We start from the raw sequence: 16,400 nt of genomic DNA, 5'->3' as shown, positions 1-16,400 counted from the left end.
CCAGATGCCGCGCCCGGCGGCACGTGGTTGGTTTAAGGTGACGTCTTTGACGGAGCGCACGGTCACTGTGCGTTCGGATGCGGAGGATATGATGGCGGGCAGCGTCAACAAGGTGATCCTGGTCGGCAATCTCGGCCGCGACCCGGAAGTGCGCACGTTCCAGAACGGCGGACGCGTGTGCAATATGCGGCTGGCCACCTCCGAAACCTGGCGCGACAAGGCGTCGGGAGAGCGTCGCGAGCGCACGGAGTGGCACAGCGTCGTCATCTTCAACGAGAACCTCGTGAAGGTGGCCGAGCAGTATCTGCGCAAGGGCTCTAAGGTCTATATCGAGGGCCAGATCGAGACCCGCAAGGCGACGGACCAGGCCGGTGCGGAACGTTATTTCACCGAGATCGTGCTGCGCCCATTCCGTGGCGAGCTGACGCTTCTCGACGGCCGTAGCGGCGGCGGCTCCTCGGAAGGGGGCGACGACTACAGCGCGGGCGGGGGCAGCGACTTCGGCTCGTCCGGCGGTTATGGCGGCGGCAGCTCCGGCGGCCGGTCCTCGGGCGGGGAGCGCAAGCCCGCTGCCGTGGGCGGCGGCGGTAAGTTTGGCGGCGGTGGCGATCTCGACGATGAAATCCCGTTCTGAGCCTCGCTTTCCGGTGCCGTTCCACGGCAAGGCGCCGCGCACCTGACCTAGCGGGTGCGCGGAGGGGAAGGCTCAGGGGAGGGCCGAGATGAACCTGGCGCCGCTCCTTGATGCCTCTCCGGCGATTCGCCTGCACGCCTTCGCGGCGTTCGCTGCGCTTGGCGTCGGCATCGTGCAGATGGCGGCACCCAAGGGCACATTTCCCCATCGCGGCGTTGGCTGGGTCTGGGGCGCGCTCATGGCGACAGTGGCGATAAGCTCGTTCTGGATCCACGAGATGCGCTGGTTCGGCCCATTCGGACCCATTCATCTGCTTTCACTCTACGTCCTCGGCGCGTTGCCGATCGCGCTCCTGAGTGCGCATCGGCATGCGGTTCAACGTCACCGGGACGCAATGCGCGGCCTGTTCATGGGCGCACTAGTGCTGGCCGGACTTTTCACGTTCTGGCCGGGGCGCATCATGCATCAGGTGCTTTTCGGTTCCTGACCCGTGACGCGCGCCGCGTATCGGCCAAAGGCGCAATTGACCCCGAAGGAACGTTCAGCCGGGAAAGGCCGCCTTGATTCCATCGATCACGAACTGAACGGCGAGCGCGGCAAGCACGACGCCAAGCAGGCGCGAGAGAATCGCGTTGCCGGTGATGCCGAGCAGCCGGTTCATCCGTTCGGCGATAAGGAACACCAGCAGGCAGCTCGCCAGCACCGCGACCGTGATCGCGAACAGCGCCGCGAGGCGGGACGGATCGCCATGCGCCTCGCCCGCCAGCAGCAGCATGGCGGTAATGGCGCCGGGCCCGGCCATGAGCGGAATGGCCAGCGGGAAGACCGCCAGCGTCCGCAGATGCTGCTCGCGTATCGCCACCTCGGCGGCTTCGAACTTTCGCTCGTGGCGGCGGGCGAACACCATCTCGAATGAAATGGCGAACAGCAGAAGCCCGCCCGCGATGCGGAAGGCGGGCAGCGTGATGCCGAGCGCATGGAGCAGCGGTGCCCCGACCAGCCCGAACAGCACCAGGATGACGACGGCGATCAGCGAGGCCCGGATCGCGACCGTTCGGCGCTCGCTGGCGGAGAGATCGGACGTCACGGCTATGAAGATCGGCACCAACCCGACAGGGTCGATCACCACCAGCATGGTCACGGCTGCCGAGAACACATAGTCCAGCATGGATCCGCTTGCCTCCGTCCCACTTCATTCCCGCCCGCGCGGTGCCTGCCGATGCCGTGGCGACCAACCTCGCGGTCACAACTGGCAAGACGGGTGCCGTGCGGTTCCCGAACCCTTCCGTGGCGCCGCCGCGAGACCGCCACGGGCACGGCGCCGTGAGGGCGCGGAAGGCGTCATCAGTGGCGGTTTTCAGATACCCTTCGGCCTTGGTTCCGCCATGTTCTCCACCGTTTGCAAAGTGTGGTCTGTAATATATTGATTTTCAAGGCAAAATTAGCTCGTCGCGGAAGCCGTCCGGCTGGCGCCTTGCGGCGGAATCGGCTAGACAGGGCGCACCTTTTGCAACCTGAGAAAAGTCGCTTCCTTGTCCGATTCCGATACGTTCAAGCCTGAGGGAGGCGAGCCCTCGGACATCCGTCCCGTCTCCATCACGGACGAGCTCTCGCGCAGTTACCTTGACTATGCGATGAGCGTCATTGTCTCGCGTGCGCTTCCCGACGTGCGTGACGGACTGAAGCCGGTGCATCGGCGCATCCTGTTCTCGATGCGCGAGAACAATTACACGCCCGAGCGCCCCTACAATAAGTCCGCCCGCGTCACCGGCGATACGATGGGCAAGTACCACCCGCACGGCAACCAGGCGATCTATGACGCACTGGTCCGGCTGGCGCAGGACTTCTCCATGCGCCTGCCGCTGATCGACGGGCAGGGGAACTTCGGTTCGATCGATGGCGACCCGCCGGCGGCCGAACGTTACACCGAGGTGCGGCTCGCCAAGCCGGCGATGACGCTGCTGGACGACCTCGACAAGGACACCGTCGACTTCCAGGACAATTACGACGGCCGCGAGCAGGAGCCCACCGTGCTCCCCGCGCGCTTTCCCAACCTTCTGGCCAATGGCGCAGGCGGCATCGCCGTCGGCATGGCGACCAACATTCCGCCGCACAACCTCGGCGAAGTGATCGACGCGTGCGTTGCCTTCATCAACGACCCCAGCCTCGATGGCGAGGCGCTGCTGGAATATGTTCACGGTCCCGATTTTCCGACCGGGGCCATGATTCTCGGGCGCAGCGGCATCCGGCAGGCCTACCTGACCGGGCGCGGCTCCATCGTCATGCGCTCGCGCACCAGCATCGAGACGCTGCGCAAGGATCGTGAAGCGATCATCGTCACCGAGATCCCGTATCAGGTGAACAAGGCGGCGATGATCGAGCGCATCGCGGAACTGGTCCGTGACAAGCGCCTCGAAGGCATCGCGGAAATCCGCGACGAGAGCTCCCGCGAGGGGCTGCGCGTCGTGTTCGAGATCAAGCGCGATGCGCAGGCCGATATCGTCCTCAACAATCTCTTCCGCATGACGGCGCTGCAGACCTCCTTCGGCGCCAACATGGTGGCGCTGAATGGCGGCAAGCCGGCGCTGATGACGCTGCTGGACCTGGTTACCGCCTTCGTCGCGTTCCGCGAGGATGTCGTTAGCCGGCGCACAAAATTCCTGCTCCGCAAGGCGCGCGATCGGGCTCATGTCTTGGTGGGTCTCGCCATCGCGGTGGCGAATATCGATGAGGTGATCCACACCATCCGCACCTCGCCCGATCCGGCGACGGCGCGCGAGGCGTTGATGACCCGCCACTGGCCCGCGCTCGACGTGGCGCCGCTGATCGCGCTGATCGACGACCCGCGTCACAAGCTGGCGGAAGACAATACCTATCGTCTCTCCGCTGAGCAGGCGCGCGCGATCCTCGATCTTCGCCTGCAGCGCCTTACCGCGCTGGGTCGCGACGAGATCGCCGACGAACTCGACAAGATCGCCGTCGAGATCAAGGAATATCTGGAAATTCTCGCGAGCCGCGAGCGGATCCGCACCATCGTCAAGGATGAACTCCTTGAGGTGAAAGGGCAATTCGGCACGCCGCGAAAGACCGAGATTACCGAGGGCGAGGGCGACTTCGAGGACGAGGACCTTATCGCTCGCGAGGACATGGTCGTCACCGTCTCGCATGCGGGCTATGTGAAACGCGTGCCGCTGTCGACCTACCGGGCACAGCGGCGCGGCGGCAAGGGCCGCGCGGGCATGCAAACGCGCGACGAGGACTTCGTCACCCGCATCTTCGTTGCCTCGACCCATTCGCCGGTGCTGTTCTTCTCCTCCAAGGGGCAGGTCTACAAGCTGAAGGTGTGGCGCCTGCCGATCGCGGCGCCGCAGGCACGTGGCAAGGCGCTGGTGAATATTCTGCCGCTCACCGAGGGCGAGCGGATCACCTCCATCATGGCGCTGCCGGACGAAGAGACGTGGAGCCGGCTACAGATCATGTTCGCCACCACGTCCGGTTCGGTGCGGCGCAACGAGCTGTCGGATTTCACCAATGTGAACCGCAACGGCAAAATCGCGATGAAGCTGGAAGAGGGAGAGCAGATCGCCGATGTCGAGCTGTGCTCGGTGGACGACGATGTCCTGCTCACCAGCGCCAACGGCCAGTGCATCCGCTTCCCCGTGACCGAGGTGCGCGTGTTCAAGGGCCGCGATTCCATGGGCGTGCGCGGCATCCAGATGGAAGAGGGCGACAAGCTGATTTCGATGGCGATCATTCGCCATGTGGAGGCCAGCGCCGATGAGCGCGCCGAGTACATAAAGCGCGCCAATGCCGTTCGCCGGAGCCAGAACGGCACCGAGGATGTGGCCGAGGCGGATGTCGAGGTCGTTGATGCCGACGTCGAGGAAGTCACCGCCGGAGGCAGCGAGATGGATGTCAGCCGCTATGCCGCGATGAGCGCGGCGGAGCAGTTCATCCTCACCCTCTCCGAGAACGGCTACGGCAAGCGCACGTCTTCCTATGAATACCGCACCACGCGGCGCGGCGGTAAGGGCATCGTGGCCATGGCGGTCAATCACCGCAACGGTCCGTTGATCGCGTCCTTCCCGGTGGAGGACTCCAACCAGATCATGCTGGTGACGGATGGCGGCCAGCTGATCCGCTGCCCGGTGAACGGTATACGCATTGTCGGACGTGGCAGCCAGGGCGTGATCGTGTTCGACACGGCCGAGGATGAGAAGGTCGTCTCGGTCGAGCGCGTCACCGAGGAAGAAGGCGAAGAAGGCGACGACATCGCCGATGGGGGCGTGGAGGAGTAGGGGCGTCCGCGCCCCTCCGCCTCGGCCCCGCCGCTGATTTCGGGAGTCTTTCCATGCGTCGTCTGTGCGTCTTCCTCGGCTCCAATCCCGGCCGCCGCCCCGCGTATGAGGAGGCCGCGGTCGCGCTGGGCAGGACCCTGGCGCGCGAAGGGATCGGGCTGGTCTATGGCGGGGCCTCGGTCGGCCTCATGGGCGCACTCGCCAATGCCACCCTGGAAGCCGGTGGCGAGGTGATCGGCATCATCCCCCAGCGCCTGATCGACAAGGAAATCGGCCACAGGGGCCTGTCGGACCTGCGGGTCGTCGGCTCGATGCATGAACGCAAGGCGCTGATGGCCGAGCTTTCCGATGGTTTCGTCGCATTGCCCGGTGGGGTGGGCACGCTGGAGGAGCTGTTCGAGGTGTGGACCTGGGCCCAGCTCGGCAGCCACGACAAGCCGTGCGCGGTGCTCAATGTCGAAGGCTATTATGACGGCATGCTGGCGTTCATCGACCATGTCGTCGAGGAAGGCTTCATGCGGGGTGTGCATCGCGACATGCTGACCGTTGCCAGCGACCCTGCCGAACTGCTGGCCAAGCTCAGGGATTACCAGCCGCCGAATGTGGTGAAGTGGATCAGCCGCGGCGAGCATTGAGCCTGTCCTGTCGCCGGTCCGACAACCAGCTTGAGCGCGAGGCTGTCTTGCTTCCGCCGCGTGAGGCGTCTAACCCTTGCCGCGCACCGAGAGACTGCCGATGAGCGCGATGCGTACCGCCTTCTATCCCGGATCGTTCGACCCTCCGACCAATGGTCACGTCGAGGTGGCCCGCGCGGCTGCGCGGCTGGCAGACCGGCTGGTGGTGGCGGTCGGCATCCATCCGGGCAAGACACCGCTCTTTGCCGCCGAGCAGCGGCTCGACATGCTGCGCGAGGTATTCGCGCCGGTTGCCGCCCAGGAGGGGGCGACGCTGGAATGCGTCACCTTCGACGGGCTGGTGGTTGACGCCGCCCGCTCCCACGGGGCGAGTATCCTCATTCGCGGGCTGCGCGATGGCACCGATCTGGATTACGAGATGCAGATGGCCGGCATGAACGGAACACTGTGCCCCCAGGTGCAGACCGTTTTCCTGCCGGCCTCGCCGATCGCCCGCCCCATCACCGCCACTCTGGTCAGGCAAATCGCCGCCATGGGTGGAGACGTCTCCGCCTTCGTTCCGCCCGCCGTGCTGGACCGCCTGAAGGCGCGGTTCGGCCGGACCGACTAGACGCGGACGCCACTCGCGTGCGTCCCCACGGAGTTCACCCGATGATCCGAAGCCTTTTCGCTGCCGTCGTCCTCGCCTGCGCGTTCGCTCTGCCGGCGGCGGCGCAGGCCCCGAAGCTGCCGCCGAATGTCGACCCGCAGAACACCATCATCATGGAAACCACCAAGGGACCCGTGATCTTCGTTCTGCGTCCCGACATCGCCCCCAAGCATGCCGAGCGCATCAAGACGCTGGCGCGCGAGGGCTTTTACAACAATGTGCCGTTCCATCGCGTGATCGAGGGCTTCATGGCCCAGACCGGCGACGGCCAGTATGGCAACGGCACCGGCGGCTCGCGCTACCCGGATCTGCCGGCCGAATTTTCCAAGGTGCCGTATACCCGCGGCACGGTCGGCATGGCGCGGGCGTCGAGCCCGAACAGCGCCAATTCGCAGTTCTTCATCACCTTCGGCGATGCCTCCTTCCTGAATGGCCAGTACACCGTGATCGGGCAGGTCGTTTCCGGAATGGAGAATGTCGACAAGCTCAAGCGCGGCGAGCCGGTTCAGAACCCGGACAAGATCATTTCGATGAAGGTCGCCGCCGACAAGTGAGGGGTGCCGCGCGCACCCGCACCACCCAATTTCAAGGAGAGTGACATGACCGACACCGCCGAGACCTTCCTGCTGCTGGAGACCACACAGGGCCCGGTCAAGATCCGCTTCCGCCCGGACCTGGCGCCCAACCACGTTGCGCGCATTTCGGAACTCGCCACCGAAGGGTTCTACAACAACGTGCCGTTCCATCGCGTGATCGAGGGCTTCATGGCCCAGACGGGCGATGGCCAGCACGGCAACGGCACCGGCGGTTCGGGCAAGAAGCTGAAGGCGGAGTTCAACAAGGGCAAGCACGTGCGCGGCACCGCCTCCATGGCCCGCGCCCAGAACCCGGACTCCGGTGACAGCCAGTTCTTCATCTGCTTCACCGACGCCTCGTTCCTTGACGGCCAGTACACCGTGTGGGGCGAAGTGGTCGAGGGCATGGAGAATGTCGACAAGATCAAGCGCGGCGAGCCGGTCAAGGATCCGGACATGATCGTCAAGGCGTCCGTTACCGCCTGATCTGCCCGTTACTGTTGAGAGCCGCCATCCCGGACGCGCGCGAGCGCGATCCGGGATGGTTTTTTCTGAGCCACCCCGAACCCTGAGCGCGCCCGAGCGCACGCAGGATCCCGACCGGTCCCATGCACGTCGACCTCTTCGATTTCGAACTGCCACCTGAGCGGATTGCGCTGCGTCCGGTGTCGCCGCGCGATGCGGCACGCCTGCTCGTGGTTCGGCCCGGCTCCGGCACGGAGCTCACCGATGCGCATGTGCGCGACCTGCCCGAGCTTCTGGCGCCCGGCGACGCGCTGGTGGTGAACGATACGCGGGTGGTTCCCGCGCGCCTCGACGGTATGCGCCGCCGCGCTACGTCGCAGGGCGAGGGCGTTCGTGTCGAGGCAATGCTGCACAAGCAGATCGCCCCCGACGCCTGGCTCGCCCTCGCGCGTCCCGGCAAGCGGCTTTCGCCGGGCGACGCCATTGAATTCACCTCACCAGATGGCCAGCAGATCCTCGCCGCGACGCTGGAAGCCAAGGGCGAGGGTGGTGAGGTCACGCTGCGTTTCGCGCTCAAGGGCGCTGCCCTCGATGCCGCCATCGCGGCCATCGGCCATATTCCCCTGCCGCCCTATATCGCCGCCAAGCGTGACGACGATGCGCAGGACCGCCGCGACTACCAGACCATGTTCGCGCGGCATGAAGGCTCGGTCGCGGCGCCGACGGCCGGTCTGCACTTCACGCCGGAACTGATCGACCGGCTGGAACAGCGCGGCATTGCCACACACCGCGTCACGCTTCATGTGGGAGCGGGTACCTTCCTGCCGGTGAAGGTGGACGATACCACCGATCATCGCATGCATGCCGAGTGGGGCGAGGTCTCCCCGGAGACCGCCGCCGCGCTCAATGACGTGAAGGCGCGCGGGGGCAAGGTCGTCACCGTCGGCACCACCGCCACCCGGCTGATCGAGAGCGCCGCCTCGGCCGAAGGCGCGCTGGCGGCATGGCGCGGCGAGACGGACATCTTCATCACGCCCGGCTACCGCTTCCGCTATATCGACGGCATGCTCACGAACTTCCACCTGCCGCGTTCGACGCTGGTGATGCTGGTCGCCGCCTTCACCGGCCATGAGACGCAGAAGCACGCCTATGCCCACGCGATCGCGACCGGCTACCGCTTCTATTCCTATGGCGATGCCTGCCTTTTGCTGCCAGAAGTCCGCACATGACACTCGATTTCCATTACCGCCTGAAAGCCACGGATGGCGCGGCGCGCCTCGGTGAGGTTGTCACCGCGCGGGGCATCGTCAACACGCCCGCCTTCATGCCGGTCGGCACGGCCGCCACGGTGAAGGGCATGTACCCCGCGCAGGTGCGCGAGCTTGGCGCGGACATCGTGCTGGGAAACACCTATCACCTGATGCTGCGCCCGACCGCCGAGCGCGTCGCACAGCTTGGCGGGCTGCACGCCTTCATGCGCTGGCCGCACCCGATCCTCACCGATTCCGGCGGCTTCCAGATCATGTCGCTGGCGGCCCTCCGGAAGATGAGCGAGAAGGGCGTGACCTTCCGCTCCCATATCGACGGCAGCTATCATGAGCTGTCGCCGGAGCGCTCGGTCGAAATCCAGGGACTGCTGGGTTCAGACATCCAAATGCAGCTTGACGAGTGCGTGCGTCTGCCGGCGAGCCGGGAGGAGATCTCCCGCGCGCTCCAGCTTTCGCTGCGCTGGGCGGAGCGTTCCAAACGGGCGTTCGAGGCGCAGCCTCCGGGCCGCGCGCTGTTCGGCATTGTGCAGGGCGGGGACGCGCCGGACCTTCGCGAGGTGTCGGCGCGCGGGCTCGTGGACATTGGTTTTCCCGGCTACTCGATCGGGGGCCTGGCGGTCGGCGAGCCGCAGGATGTGATGCTGAGCATGCTCGACGTGGTGACGCCGATCCTGCCCACCGACAAGCCGCGCTATCTTATGGGCGTGGGCACGCCGGACGACATCCTCGAGAGCGTCGCGCGCGGGGTCGACATGTTCGACTGCGTGATGCCCACGCGCGCCGGGCGTCACGCGCTGGCCTTCAGCCGCTTCGGCAAGATCAACCTGAAAAACGCCCGCCACGCCGAGGATCCGCGGCCTCTGGACGAGGAGAGCGACTGCCCGGCGGCGCGTGATTATTCGCGGGCCTATCTCCACCATCTCATCCGTTGCGACGAAATGCTGGGCTCGATGCTGCTGACCTGGGTGAACCTGGCCTATTACCAGAGCCTGATGAAGGGCGCCCGGATCGCTATCGGCGAGGGGCGGTTCGATGACTATCGCGCGCAGGTGAAGGACGGCTGGGTTCGCGGCGACGTTCCCGTCCGGTCCTGAACGGCGCGAATCGAAACGGCCGGGCAGGGCCCGGCCGTTCCTCAAATTCCGTGTGGCGGCGATCAGCCGTGCAGCTTGCCCGCGATGGTCGCGACATGCTTGCCCTGGAAGCGAGCGCCATCGAGCTCGATCTTCGAGGGCATCCGGCTGCCATCACCGTCGGCGATCGTCGACGCGCCATAGGGCGAGCCGCCCTTGATCTCATCAACACCCATCTGGCCCTGGAACGCGTAAGGCAGGCCGACCACGACCATGCCGTGATGGAGCAGGGTCGGAATGAAGCCGAGGATGGTGGATTCCTGTCCGCCATGCTGGGTGGCGGAGGCGGTGAACACCGAGCCGACCTTGCCGACCAGCCCGCCCGTGAACCACAGGCCGCCGGTCTGGTCGATGAAGCTGCGCATCTGGGAGGCGACGGTGCCGAAGCGGGTGGGGGCACCGAAGATGATCGCGTCGTAATCCTTCAGCTCGTCCACAGTGGCGACCGGCGCCTGCTGGTCCAGCTTGAAATGGTTCTGCTCGGCGGCTTCAACTGGAACGGTTTCGGGCACGCGCTTCACGACAACGTCGGCACCAGCCTCACGCGCACCTTCAGCGACCGCGTCGGCCATGATCTCGAGGTGACCATAGGTGGAGTAATAGAGAACGAGAACTTTAGCCATCGGATAAACTCCTTGCATCGCTGCGCGAACCGCAATGGCGATCCGCCGTATGTCGCGGCTGAAATTAGGGGGCGTAGAGCCGCCTGAGAAGCCGAATGCGTGACAGAGTGATCTTGCAGGAATGCAATACGGATATCATCGGGTTTTGACACCGTGCGGCGTGGCAACACGCGGCGGGACAACCTCGCGCGCGGCTTGCCATTGGCCGGCGAAACCCTTAAGCCCCGAGTGCGTGGGAGAGCCCGTAGCTCAGCTGGTAGAGCACGTGACTTTTAATCATGGGGTCTTGGGTTCGAATCCCAACGGGCTCACCACGCGTAACCCCTTGATCAATAATATAAAAACGCCTATTTTCCGCGTTTCGACAGGTAGAACGAGACGGGAACATGAGGCGGATTTGCGCCGTCTCAGGTCTCACGTGAGATCCACAGGAGCCCTTTGGCGCGCCGGCACCTTTGGCGGTGGTCGCGCCAACCTGTTGCCTTATGGCCCGGGATCCTGAACTTCCTTTGGATAAAATCTGTCTCCGTGATCGACGGACTTTGCTCATCTATCGAGGAAGATCCGCTCTCGGGTCCGCGCAACTCCCTTTTGGCCGGACCGGCCCGTCGCGCCGTTGTCATGTGACGCCCCTAAAAGAGCACTCGCATCACCTGACGATGACGACCACGGATGTACTGGCGTTGGTCGTTGAGGGGATCGGAAAGGCCGGGGAACCCCGGCCTTTTTTGTTTTCCGGCCCGTCGTTTCGCGTGCGCTGAAAGCTCGTCGTTCGAGGCGGGCCAGCCCACGATTTCTTCCCATTCCGATGCATGCCATCCGCGAACGGCCAGGTGCGGTTGACAGGACCGACCGAGTCGCCTTTGCTCACCGACGTCCGAGGGGTGCCCGATCAGGGCTGAGATGGCGAAGGCCAGACCCTTTGAACCTGATCCGGGTAATGCCGGCGAAGGGACGGGATGAACGCGGCAGAACGCGGCCGCCATTCTTAGCCTCATCGCGCCCGGATCTCCACGCAACGGAGGTCCAATGTCGACTACATCACTCATCAAGAGCCCCTCAGGGGTGTCCACCGGGCCGATCGGAGGCTCGCGCAAAGTCTATGCGTCGCCCCGCTCGCATTCCGAACTGCGGGTTCCCTTTCGCGAGATCGCGCTGAGCGATCCGGCCGAGCCGCCGGTTCGCGTCTACGACACGTCCGGCCCTTATGGCGAGGCTGATCCGGTGATCGACCTGCGCCTCGGGCTCGACACGCCGCGCGAGGCATGGATCCGGAAGCGCAGCTATTCAGCCATTGCCGGCCGTCCGACCCGCCCGGAAGACAATGGCCATGCGACCGGCGAGCGGCTGGTCGAGCCCTGTCCGGCGCGGCGCACGCTGCGCGCGGGCGCACCTGGGCAACGGGTGACGCAGCTGGAATTCGCCCGTGCGGGGATCATCACCGAGGAGATGGTCTATGTCGCGCACCGGGAGAATCTCGCTCGCGAGGAAGCCGTCGCCGATGCGGCGGACCGGCTGGGCGACGGGGAGAGCTTTGGCGCGGCGATCCCCGCCTTCGTGACCCCGGAATTCGTTCGCGACGAGATCGCGTGCGGTCGGGCCATCATTCCGGCGAACATCAACCATCTTGAGCTTGAGCCGATGGCGATCGGCCGGAATTTCCTGGTCAAGGTCAACGCGAATATCGGCAATTCCGCCGTCAGCTCCGGCGTGGCGGAGGAGGTGGAGAAGCTGGTCTGGGCGATCCGCTGGGGCGCCGATACCGTCATGGACCTTTCGACCGGCCGCAACATCCACAACATCCGGTCCTGGATCCTGCGGAACGCGCCGGTGCCCATCGGCACGGTGCCGATCTATCAGGCGTTGGAGAAGGTCGGCGGCGATCCGCTGAAGCTCGATTGGGAGGTCTTCAAGGACACGCTGATCGAGCAGGCCGAGCAGGGGGTCGACTACTTCACCATCCATGCCGGCGTGCGGCTCGCCTATGTGCCGCTCACGGCCGATCGTGTGACGGGCATCGTCTCGCGCGGCGGTTCGATCATGGCGCGCTGGTGCCTCGCCGGGCATCGTGAGAGCTTTTTGTACGAACGCTTCGACGAGATCTGCGACATCATGCGCCGCTACGATGTCTCGTTCTCGCTCGGTGACGGGCTGAGGCCGGGTTCGATCGCCGACGCCAATGACGTGGCGCAGTTCGCCGAACTGGAAACGCTGGGCGAACTGACCAAGGTGGCCTGGGACAAGGGCTGCCAGGTGATGATCGAAGGCCCGGGGCATGTTCCCATGCACAAGATCAAGGCCAACATGGATAAGCAGCTGCGCGAATGCGGGGAAGCGCCGTTCTATACGCTCGGTCCGCTCACGACGGATATCGCGCCGGGTTACGACCACATCACCTCCGGCATCGGCGCGGCGATGATCGGCTGGTTCGGTACGGCGATGCTCTGCTATGTGACGCCGAAGGAGCATCTGGGTCTGCCCGATCGTGAGGACGTCAAGACGGGCGTGATCACCTATCGCATCGCCGCCCATGCGGCGGATCTGGCCAAGGGGCACCCTGCTGCCCGCCTTCGCGACGACGCGCTGAGCCGGGCGCGGTTCGATTTCCGCTGGGAAGACCAGTTCAATCTGTCGCTGGATCCCGACACGGCCCGCGCCTACCACGACGCCACCCTGCCAAAGGACGCTCACAAGGTCGCGCATTTCTGCTCGATGTGCGGACCCAAATTCTGCTCGATGCAGATCACCCGCGAGCTTCGGCGCGATGCCGCGGCCTTGCAGGGAATGGCCGAGAAATCGCGTGAATTCGTCGCCTCGGGCGGCGCCATTTACGTTCCCGCCGGCGACTGACGATTGCGGCAGGCGGACACGGCGCGGTCATCCAGGACCGCGCCGTGTCTGGTGTTGCGGACTATTCCGCCGGATGGGCGAGGGCGGGCACCTCGCCATGTTGGCGCAGCGGCCGGTTGCCTGTGAGCCGGCGCAGCAGCACATAGAACACCGGCGTCAGGAACAGGCCGAAGAAGGTCACGCCGAGCATACCCGCAAAGACGGCGATACCCATGGCGTGGCGCATCTCGGCGCCTGCACCGGTGGACAGCACCAGAGGCAGCACGCCCATGATGAAGGCGAAGGACGTCATCAGGATCGGCCGCAGCCGCAACCGGCTTGCCTCGACAGCCGCCTCAACGGGATTGCGGCCGGCGAATTCGAGCTCACGCGCGAATTCCACGATCAGGATCGCGTTCTTCGCCGACAATCCAACCAGCACCACCAGGCCGATCTGGGTGAAGATGTTGTTGTCACCTCCGCCCAGCCACACACCAAACAGCGCCGCCAGCAGACCCATCGGAACGATCATGATGATCGCGATGGGCAGCGTGAGGCTCTCATACTGCGCGGCCAGCACCAGAAAGACGAGCAGCAGCGCGAGCGGGAACACGAGCGTCGCCGAACTGCCGGCCAGGATCTCCTGATAGGTCAGATCCGTCCACTCGAAGTCGAAGCCGGGTGGAAGGACTTCGGCCGCAATGCGCTTGGCCGCATCCTGCGCCTGTCCCGACGAGTAGCCGGGCGCCGGCGAGGCGTTGATGTCTGCGGTCAGGAAGCCGTTATAGCGCATCGCCCGCTCCGGCCCGGCGGTCGTTTCCACCTTCAGCAGCGCCGAGAGCGGAATCATCTCGCCACTGTCGGAGCGCACCTTCAGCTGACCGATATCCTCCGACTTGGAACGATACGGTGCGTCCGCCTGCACACGCACGGAGTAGGTGCGGCCGAATTTATTGAAATCGTTCACATAAAGCGAGCCGAGATAGACCTGAAGCGTCTCGAACACGGAGCTGATGGGCACGCCGAGCTGGCGGGCCTTGGTGCGGTCGACATTGGCGAAGAGCTGCGGGACGTTGATCTGGAAGGTCGAGAACTGACCCACCAGCTCGGGCGCCTGCATCGCCTTGGCCATGAAAGCGTTGGTGACGTCCGCCAGCGCCTCATAGCCACGGCCCGCGCGATCCTCCAGCTGCAGCTTGAAGCCACCGACGACGCCGAGGCCCTGTACCGGCGGGGGCGGGAACATGGCGATGAAGGCGTCCTTGATCGCCCCATACTTCTGGTTCAGCGACATCGCGATGGCGCCAGCCGAAAGTTCCGGCGTGGTGCGCTCCTCGAAGGGTTTCAGCACCGAGAACACGATGCCGGCGTTCGAGGAATTGGAGAATCCGGCGATCGACAGGCCCGGAAAGGCGACGGCGCTGGCTACGCCCGGCTCCGCGAGCGTGATTTCTGTCATGCGACGGATGACGTCTTCGGTGCGGTCCAGAGTGGCGCCATCGGGCAGTTGGGCGAAGCCGACCAGATACTGCTTGTCCTGCGCCGGCACGAACCCCGCGGGCACGGCCTGAAACAGCCACCAGGTGGCGCCGAGCATCACGGCATAGAACACTATCACGACGCTCTTGACCGTCAGCACACCCCGCACGCCGCGTCCATAGCCGTGCGAGCCGCGCGCGAACGCCCAGTTGAAGCCACGGAAGAACCAGCCGAACAGGGCGTTGATGATGCGCTGCAGCCGGTCCGGTTCGGCATGGTGTCCCTTCAGAAGCAGCGCGGCGAGGGCGGGGGACAGTGTCAGTGAATTGATCGCCGAGATCACGGTCGAGATCGCGACCGTGAGAGCGAACTGACGGTAGAACTGGCCCGACAGGCCGGTGATGAAGGCCAGCGGCACGAACACGGCCACAAGGACCAGCGCGATGGCGATGATCGGCCCCGACACCTCGCTCATCGCCTGATAGGCGGCAGCGCGCGGGGTCAGACCATTCTCGATATTCCGCTCGACATTCTCGACCACCACGATGGCGTCGTCGACCACGATGCCGATCGCCAGCACGAGCCCGAACAGGCTCAACGCGTTGATCGAAAAGCCGAAGACATACATCACCGCGAATGTGCCCACGATCGACACCGGCACCGCCAGCAACGGGATGATCGAGGCCCGCCACGTCTGCAGGAACACCACCACCACGATGACGACGAGCAGCACGGCCTCGAACAGCGTGTGAACCACGGCCTCGATCGAGGCATCGACGAAGCGCGTCGTGTCATAGACGATGTCGTAGTCGACGCCTTCCGGCATCGTCTTCTTGACCTCCTCCATGGTCGCGCGAACGTTTCGGGCGATTTCCAGTGCGTTGGAGCCCGGCGCCTGGAAAACGCCGATGCCGACCGCCGGCTTGTTGTCGAGCAGCGAGCGGAGCGCGTAGTCGGCGGCGCCCAGTTCGATGCGTGCGACATCGCGCAGCCTCACGATCTGGCCGTCGGCGCCGGACTTCACAACGATGTTGCCGAACTCGTCCTCGGTTTCGAGGCGGCCCTGCGCGTTGACGGAGAGCTGAAGCTCGACACCGGGAACGGAGGGCGAGGCACCAACCGTGCCGGCTGCCGCCTGAATGTTCTGCGCGCGGATCTCATTGACCACGTCGCCCGCCGACAACCCATGCTCGGCGATCTTCTGCGGGTCGAGCCAGACGCGCATCGAGTAGTCGCCGGCGCCGAAGATATCGATCTGGCCGACACCGGGAATGCGGGCCAGCCGGTCCTTCACGTTGAGCACGCCGTAATTGCGCAGGTATGTGATGTCGTAGCGGTCGTTCGGCGAGACCAGATGCACGACCATGATGAAGTTTGGCGAGCTCTTGGCCGTGGTGATGCCGAGGCTGCGCACATCCTCGGGCAGCCGCGGTTCGGCCTGCGCCACGCGGTTCTGCACCAGCTGCGTCGCCTTGTCGGGGTCGGTGCCGAGCTTGAACGTGACGGTAAGCGTCATCACGCCGTCCGTCGTCGCCTGGCTGGACATGTAGAGCATGTCCTCGACACCATTGATCTGTTCCTCAATGGGCGTGGCGACCGTCGCGGCAATGACCTTCGGGCTCGCGCCCGGATATTGCGCGCGCACGATCACCTGCGGCGGCACCACCTCCGGATATTCGGAGATCGGCATCACCCGCAGAGCCAGCAGGCCCGCAACAAAGATCAAAACGGAGATGACACCGGCAAAAATGGGCCGGTCGATGAAGAACTTGGACAGATTCATAGCGTCCTCCCCCCAATAGGAGGCTCAGG

General features: G+C 65.0%; 13 protein-coding genes, 1 tRNA gene and 1 riboswitch. Of the genes, 11 read left to right on the top strand and 3 right to left on the bottom strand.

The features are described from left to right. The first annotated feature begins 91 nt into the window (after positions 1-91). Both ssb and G3A50_RS20730 read left to right on the top strand, forming a co-directional pair. Positions 92-634, top strand: coding sequence for a single-stranded DNA-binding protein (gene ssb / locus G3A50_RS20735; RefSeq protein WP_163077945.1), 543 nt, complete (start codon positions 92-94; stop codon positions 632-634). A gap of 88 nt (positions 635-722) precedes the next feature. Next, positions 723-1,121 carry a DUF2306 domain-containing protein gene (locus G3A50_RS20730; RefSeq protein ID WP_163077002.1) on the top strand — a complete coding sequence of 133 codons (399 nt, stop codon included), beginning with the start codon at positions 723-725 and terminating at the stop codon, positions 1,119-1,121. A gap of 54 nt (positions 1,122-1,175) precedes the next feature. Here G3A50_RS20730 and G3A50_RS20725 read toward each other — a convergent pair whose 3' ends face one another. After that, positions 1,176-1,802, bottom strand: a complete 627-nt coding sequence (locus G3A50_RS20725) for a MarC family protein (protein WP_163077001.1) — start codon at positions 1,800-1,802, stop codon at positions 1,176-1,178. Between the two features lie 364 nt (positions 1,803-2,166). Here G3A50_RS20725 and gyrA point away from each other — a divergent pair, with 364 nt between their 5' ends. The 7 genes from gyrA (at position 2,167) to tgt (ending at position 9,618) form a co-directional block, all read left to right on the top strand. Further along, positions 2,167-4,932: a DNA gyrase subunit A gene (gyrA, locus tag G3A50_RS20720; RefSeq protein WP_163077000.1), complete on the top strand. Its 2,766-nt coding sequence runs from the start codon at positions 2,167-2,169 to the stop codon at positions 4,930-4,932. A gap of 53 nt (positions 4,933-4,985) precedes the next feature. Further along, positions 4,986-5,567 (top strand): LOG family protein, encoded by a 582-nt coding sequence (locus G3A50_RS20715; protein WP_163076999.1) that lies wholly within the window; start codon positions 4,986-4,988, stop codon positions 5,565-5,567. A 109-nt stretch (positions 5,568-5,676) separates the two neighbouring features. Beyond that, positions 5,677-6,177, top strand: coding sequence for a pantetheine-phosphate adenylyltransferase (gene coaD, locus G3A50_RS20710; protein WP_425483487.1), 501 nt, complete (start codon positions 5,677-5,679; stop codon positions 6,175-6,177). A gap of 41 nt (positions 6,178-6,218) precedes the next feature. After that, positions 6,219-6,770: a peptidylprolyl isomerase gene (locus G3A50_RS20705; protein WP_163076997.1), complete on the top strand. Its 552-nt coding sequence runs from the start codon at positions 6,219-6,221 to the stop codon at positions 6,768-6,770. Between the two features lie 45 nt (positions 6,771-6,815). Next, the gene (locus tag G3A50_RS20700; protein WP_163076996.1) at positions 6,816-7,277 is read left to right on the top strand and encodes a peptidylprolyl isomerase; all 462 of its coding nucleotides are present in this window, start codon (positions 6,816-6,818) and stop codon (positions 7,275-7,277) included. 122 nt (positions 7,278-7,399) lie between these two features. Further along, a complete protein-coding gene (queA, locus tag G3A50_RS20695) occupies positions 7,400-8,485 on the top strand; it encodes a tRNA preQ1(34) S-adenosylmethionine ribosyltransferase-isomerase QueA (protein WP_163076995.1) in 1,086 nt (361 codons plus the stop codon). Beyond that, positions 8,482-9,618, top strand: coding sequence for a tRNA guanosine(34) transglycosylase Tgt (gene tgt / locus G3A50_RS20690; RefSeq protein WP_163076994.1), 1,137 nt, complete (start codon positions 8,482-8,484; stop codon positions 9,616-9,618). Before queA ends, tgt begins: the two co-directional genes overlap by 4 nt. 62 nt (positions 9,619-9,680) lie before the next feature. On the opposite strand, the gene wrbA is transcribed toward tgt, so the two are convergent. Next, entirely contained in the window at positions 9,681-10,280 is a 600-nt protein-coding gene (wrbA, locus tag G3A50_RS20685; RefSeq protein ID WP_163076993.1) for an NAD(P)H:quinone oxidoreductase, read from the bottom strand. A 238-nt stretch (positions 10,281-10,518) separates the two neighbouring features. On the opposite strand from wrbA, the gene G3A50_RS20680 reads away from it, so the two are divergent. Continuing rightward, positions 10,519-10,594, top strand: a tRNA-Lys gene (locus G3A50_RS20680). Between the two features lie 556 nt (positions 10,595-11,150). Continuing rightward, a riboswitch (TPP riboswitch) is annotated at positions 11,151-11,252 on the top strand. Positions 11,253-11,309: 57 nt separating this feature from the next. Further along, entirely contained in the window at positions 11,310-13,130 is a 1,821-nt protein-coding gene (thiC, locus tag G3A50_RS20675; RefSeq protein WP_163076992.1) for a phosphomethylpyrimidine synthase ThiC, read from the top strand. 61 nt (positions 13,131-13,191) lie between these two features. Here thiC and G3A50_RS20670 read toward each other — a convergent pair whose 3' ends face one another. Continuing rightward, complete coding sequence (locus G3A50_RS20670; RefSeq protein ID WP_163076991.1) at positions 13,192-16,371, bottom strand: efflux RND transporter permease subunit; 3,180 nt, start codon at positions 16,369-16,371, stop codon at positions 13,192-13,194. Between the last annotated feature and the right edge of the window lie 29 nt (positions 16,372-16,400).

It is taken from the genome of Ancylobacter pratisalsi, from assembly GCF_010669125.1.
GTDB classification, from domain to species: domain Bacteria; phylum Pseudomonadota; class Alphaproteobacteria; order Rhizobiales; family Xanthobacteraceae; genus Ancylobacter; species Ancylobacter pratisalsi.
The sequence above is the reverse complement of the archived record's forward strand: the minus strand, read 5'-3'. Positions and strand labels throughout refer to the sequence as shown.